This window comes from Streptomyces sp. NPDC004752 (assembly GCF_053601275.1).
Genome location: NZ_JBSGBN010000246.1, coordinates 1 through 5,415, shown reverse-complemented (window position 1 = coordinate 5,415; position 5,415 = coordinate 1). Strand labels below are relative to the sequence as shown.

The window sequence follows — 5,415 nt, the reverse complement described above, 5'->3', positions numbered from 1 at the left end:
CGACCCGACACGCCACCACTCCCACGGAACCGCCATTCCTATCCCCGACCAGCGGAAACGTGTCGATCACGTCCGGAAAGACAACACCTTCTAAGCCCTACCGATATCTACAACAAGCCCAACTCTCCTCAGCACACCACCAACAACCCCAGCCCACACCCCCTGACCAGCCTTCCGAAACCACACCCCAAACCTCTCAACCAAACACCAACACACCAGGCCAGCGACCACCCAACACACCAACAAGCCCCCCTCCGAGCGTCAGCCGCCCTCGCCGCTCTCGACCCGTGGTGGAACCCGCCCTGGAACCTGTGGTGGCAGCGCATTTATCACCGTGCTCAGGCACACGTCCAAGCAGGACACCCGCTGGCTCCCGAACTCGGCTTCCCCGGCACACACGAGGAGCTCGGAGAGTGGCTGTACGACCAGTGCACCGCCTACCACCAACTCCACCCCCAGCAGCAGCGCCTCCTCACCGACATCGGCATCACACCTGAGCGAGCACGTGCAGCACAGCCCCGGCGCAAGAACCTCAAAGCCGTCCGGCACACCGCGCTGGATCGCGCCCGCACCTACGCCTCCCGTCACGGGCACCTGTGCGCCCCCACCTCCACGAACTCCGACGGCTTCCCCATCGGCAAATGGCTGCACAGCCAGCGGGTTCGAGCACGACGCGGCCAGCTCGACCCCGTACTGGACCGGGCACTGACCGCCATCGACCCTTGGTGGGACCCGCCCTGGCCCACCGACTGGCAGCGCGAGCACCACATCGCCCACGCCGCCGTCACGGCAGGCACCCTCCCCGATCCCGAAGCCGGGTTCCGCAACTTCGACGACCGCACCGCGCAGTGGCTGTACGCCCAGTGCGTCAACTACCACAGCCTCCAGCCCGGCCAGCAGGACCTCCTGGCTCTGCTCGGCATCACCGAACCCGTCGCGGGCAGCGCCGTGCCCGACCCGGCCACCCTGCATCCCGCCATGGAGACCGGGCTGCACTACGCCCGAGCCTGGGCAGCCGAGCACGGCGCCCTCGACCTCCCCCGCACCGCCCGCCACGGCGACTTCCCCCTCGGCCGCTGGCTGGGCAGACAACGGCACCAGGCCAACCTCCACCGCGACCTCTTCAACACCCCCTGGCCGCACGAGGAACACCTCGCCCGCATCGACCCGTACTGGAACCCGCCCTGGGGCATGGTCTGGCAACGGCGCTACCAAGCCGCCCGCGCACAGCTCACTCCCGGACAAGACCTCGCCCCGGACAAAGGCTTCCCCGGCACACCGGACTGGACCGGGCAGTGGCTGTACAGACAGTGCACCACCTACGAGGAACTGCACCCCCGCCAGCAGCAACTGCTCACCGACCTCGGCCTCACGGCTGAAGGTGCCCGGGCCGCCCGGCCCCGCCGCATCGCCCAGGCCACAACCTTCGCCGCCGGACTGGCCCACGCGCGCGCCTGGGCCCAAGAGCACCGAAACCTCACGGTCCCCGGAGACGCCTGCCACGACGGATACCCGCTCGGCAGATGGCTCGGCCACCAACGAAAACGCGCCGCCCGCGGACGGCTACCCGATGACCGCGCACAGGCCCTCGCCGCTCTCGACCCCTGGTGGAACCCGCCCTGGAACATGCGCTGGCAGCAGTCCCTGCACACCGCACGCACCCACACCACCGACCGCCCCCTGGGCACCACGGCCGACCTCGACGCCCTGCCCACAGTCACCTCGAAATGGCTGTTCACACAGTGCGCCAGTTACGGCAGTCTCCACCACGAGCAGCACCAACTGCTGGCCGGTATCGGCCTCACCGCTGAACGCGCCCGCGCCCTGGCCCGACCGCCGAAGCCTCCCCAGCCATCCCGCCCGGCCCGCCCCCGTCTGAAGAACCCGCCCTCGTCCATCGCCGCCGGCCTGCCCTACGCCCGGTCCTGGGCCGCCCAGCACGGCAACCTCACCTCAGCCGGCTATCGCACCGAACACGAAGGCTTCCCCCTCGGATGGTGGCTGTACAAACAACGCCGAGCCGCCGCCTATCACCTGAAACGAACCGGGAACCCCTGGCCCCACGAAACACAACTCGCCGTACTCGACCCCTGGTGGAACCCGCCCTGGCGAGCCAACTGGAACCACAGCTGGCACCAAGCCCACACCCACCACACCACCGGACACACCTTCCCCAACCAGACAACCCGATGGATCCGCACCCAACAACGAGACTGGGAACAGCTCCACCCCCACCAACAACACCTCCTGACCACCCTCGGCATCCACGGACCCACACCCCTACACCGCTACAACAGCCACCCAGCAGAAGTGACCGTCGGCCAGTCGCCCGCTGCTGCCACCCCTACCGCCACGCGCACCGCACAGATCCGCTCCACAGCAGTGAGCAGTGCCCAGTAGTGTCCCCGCAGCATCAACGACTCGCAGCCCGGCCAACGACGGAGATCCCATGCCACAAGGTGACGACACTGGACGACGGATCCCCTGGTGGCTGATACCAGCCGGAGTACTCCTACTCGCAGGCTTCCTCGTCCTGCTGTGGAAGGGACCCTGGTGGCTGGACGCCGGACAACTCCACAAACTGGGCAAGGACAGCGGACCCAAAGCAACCGTGGTCACCGGATTCCGCACATCAATCGCCGCCTCCGCCGTGGCAGCCGTCGCCGGTACCGGCATCTACTTCACCTCGCGCACCCTGGCCGTAACCCGCCAGTCCCTCGAGGTCACACGCAAGACGTTGGAACACACCCAGGAAAAAGACTCCCGACAGGAAGAACTCACCCGGGAGGGACAGGTCACCGACCGGTACGTCAAGGCCGTCACCTTGCTCGCCTCCGACAAAACCACTGAGCAAATGGGCGGCGTATACGCGCTAGAACGCGTCATGCGCGACTCAGCCAAGGACCACGACACCGTCGTCCAACTCCTGGCCGCCTACATCCGTGAACACGCCGCACGCGACTTTAAGGACGATCAGCCCGTCGTGCCTACCGAGACGGTCCGCGCCGCACTGACCGTCCTGGCCCACCGCCCCGAGCGCCCCGAACAAAACACCATCGACCTCACTTGCACCACCCTGTGCGGTGTCGACCTCACCAGCGCCCGGCTCGATGGCGTCAACCTCTCCTCCAGTCGCCTGGACAACGCCCGACTCGACAACGTCTCTCTCGTCGGGGCACGGCTATCGAGCACTTCACTGCGCAACATCAAGGCCCCCCACGCCGACCTCACCGACGCACGCCTCGACATCGCGGTGCTACGCAACGCCGACCTCGACACAGCCTGCCTACACGGTGCGGATCTCGGGTCCACCGAACTGCAGTACTCCGTACTCAAAGACGCAGACCTCCGCGATGCCGATCTGTCAGAAGCCCAGCTAGTACAACCTGACGGCATCAGCGGAACAACCGTCGTGACCTCGGCCCAGTTGCTCCAGGCCCACGTCACCAGCACCACCGTCCTGCACAAGAAATACCTCGAGTCCCCCGAACTCCGAGACCACATCGCCTCATGCGACCAGGAATACCTCGCCGGACAGCCCCATTCCAGCCGACCAGTGAACATGACCAATGCCCATCCAAACTGATCAACCGGAGCTCCCCCAGAGACACCCCAGACCACAGCAGCCATCGCCCTACCCGACACCGCACATCGCCCGACAAGCAGACACCACAACTAACCGACAACGTCAACCACACAACTGATCAGCCCAGTTCAACGCCATACAGACCGATCAGAAGCAACGAACCGCGACAACAGGTCGCCGCAGAGCCCTGCGGCCATCAGGCGCAGGCGCTCCCAGCGCTGGCTGAAGTCCTCCGGATCGCCTCCGCAGGCCAGGATGTAGCCGTTGACGGCCGCCCAGCTGGGCAGCTTCTTGCCCGCGTGGGCGTTGGACAGGGTCGCTGGGGACAGTCCGCTGTGCTCGGCCATCAGCGCCAGCGGCGGGTTGCCGGCCTTCTTGCGCAGCGCCTGAAGATCGCGGGCGAAGGCCACCAGCGGGTCGTTGCTATGGGGCAAGCGGTTCATGGGGCGGGCCACGGCGTCGTCTCCTTCCCTAGCCCGGAGTGGGACCGGGGCCCGCCACAGGACGGGCCCCGGCAGGGCATCGGTTCAGAACAGACGCTGGCGCACCTCGGCGGCCAGCACACCGCCGGCCCCCAGCACGGCGAGTGCTTCCTCCGGTTTCATGCCCCTGGCGAGCAGGGCGATCAGCGCGGCCAGGAGGATGACCAGCAGGAGTAAAGAGACCAGCGGCGAGGCCTTCGCAGAGCTTGCCGGCGTGTGCACGCAGGGCCCGTTCTGCTCGGCAGGAACAGGCTCAGGAAGCAGCAGGGACAACGAAGTTGACTCCCTCGATGAGACGTCAGGTACCGAATCGCTCCGTGCAACGTGCCCAAGTGCCTTACAAAGGCACGGATGTTCACTGCTGCCAGTGGTTGCAGCCACAGACGACAGCGTCACCCACGTTACCCATGCCTACGCGCGGGAATGCCGCCTCGGTTCCAGTTGGAGGCAGACGCTAAATAAAGGCCGCAACTGTTATTTACGACCTGGAACAGAATTATTCAGAGGATGACTCGCCTCCGCATTGAAAAACCCGGAGATCGCCACCCGACACAGGGAAACCAGCAGCTCAGATGCAGCACTCGACGATCTGAAGAAGTTCCCTGCCTACATCTCCTTGCGAGGTCAATCAACCCCGGCCATCCTTGAACACGTTCCCTCGTGCGCGTCCGCGCGACCGCGCGTCCGTGCGCGCACGCAAATGAGGAGACGCAGGTCCATCGCTCCGGACATGCATCGCAGAACACAGGAGGCCCCGTTGCAGCGGGGCACCTCCACAAGGTGGCACAACTCCGTGGCCAGCCACCCGACTTCCTTCAGCCCGACGATGACGACTCTCACGAGCCGAAGGACGTACGGCAAGAGGCAGGGCCCGGCCCACACCGCCGGGCCCTGCCCCATCCGGCCCCTGACCCAACTCGCCATGCAGTACGCCCCCACTGCGCCGCAGCACCGCGTCCACCCCGCCCGGCCCCACACCGGACCTGCCGGGCGGCTCACTCATCCCACGCCCGACACAACGCGGCGACACCCGAGCCACGCAAGCAAAACGAAATCCCACACCGATCACTACATTCCGAGACAACCACCAAACCCGCACCTCAAAGACCTCCCCCACTCCCACAGCCCCACGAAAACCCCAACCCAGAGCCACACCACGCCACAACAAAAATCCTGAAACGATCACCAGACCAACAGGCCAACGCTCCACCCACCCAGTGATCACCAACGGATTTGTCAGACGGTGAAGACGATCGCGGCGATGTCGACGGCGGCGAGCACGGTGTCCACGTGCGGGCCGACCCGGGCCCGGATCGCCGCACCAGCCGCCCGGCACCGTTCCAGCAG

Annotated in this window: 4 protein-coding genes; 2 read left to right on the top strand and 2 right to left on the bottom strand. The window is 66.2% G+C overall.

What is annotated here, in order from left to right; all coding sequences use genetic code 11:
* Together ACWEKM_RS45555 and ACWEKM_RS45550 are read left to right on the top strand one after the other, a co-directional pair.
* Positions 1-2,400, top strand: a 2,400-nt coding sequence (locus ACWEKM_RS45555) for a helicase associated domain-containing protein (RefSeq protein ID WP_451627200.1), incomplete at its 5' end; no start/stop codon positions are given.
* 49 nt (positions 2,401-2,449) lie between these two features.
* Complete coding sequence (locus tag ACWEKM_RS45550; protein WP_451627199.1) at positions 2,450-3,586, top strand: pentapeptide repeat-containing protein; 1,137 nt, start codon at positions 2,450-2,452, stop codon at positions 3,584-3,586.
* Between the two features lie 128 nt (positions 3,587-3,714).
* On the opposite strand, the gene ACWEKM_RS45545 is transcribed toward ACWEKM_RS45550, so the two are convergent.
* Both ACWEKM_RS45545 and ACWEKM_RS45540 read right to left on the bottom strand, forming a co-directional pair.
* Positions 3,715-4,041, bottom strand: a complete 327-nt coding sequence (locus ACWEKM_RS45545; protein ID WP_451627198.1) for a hypothetical protein — start codon at positions 4,039-4,041, stop codon at positions 3,715-3,717.
* Between the two features lie 72 nt (positions 4,042-4,113).
* Entirely contained in the window at positions 4,114-4,341 is a 228-nt protein-coding gene (locus tag ACWEKM_RS45540) for a hypothetical protein (protein WP_451627197.1), read from the bottom strand.
* Between the last annotated feature and the right edge of the window lie 1,074 nt (positions 4,342-5,415).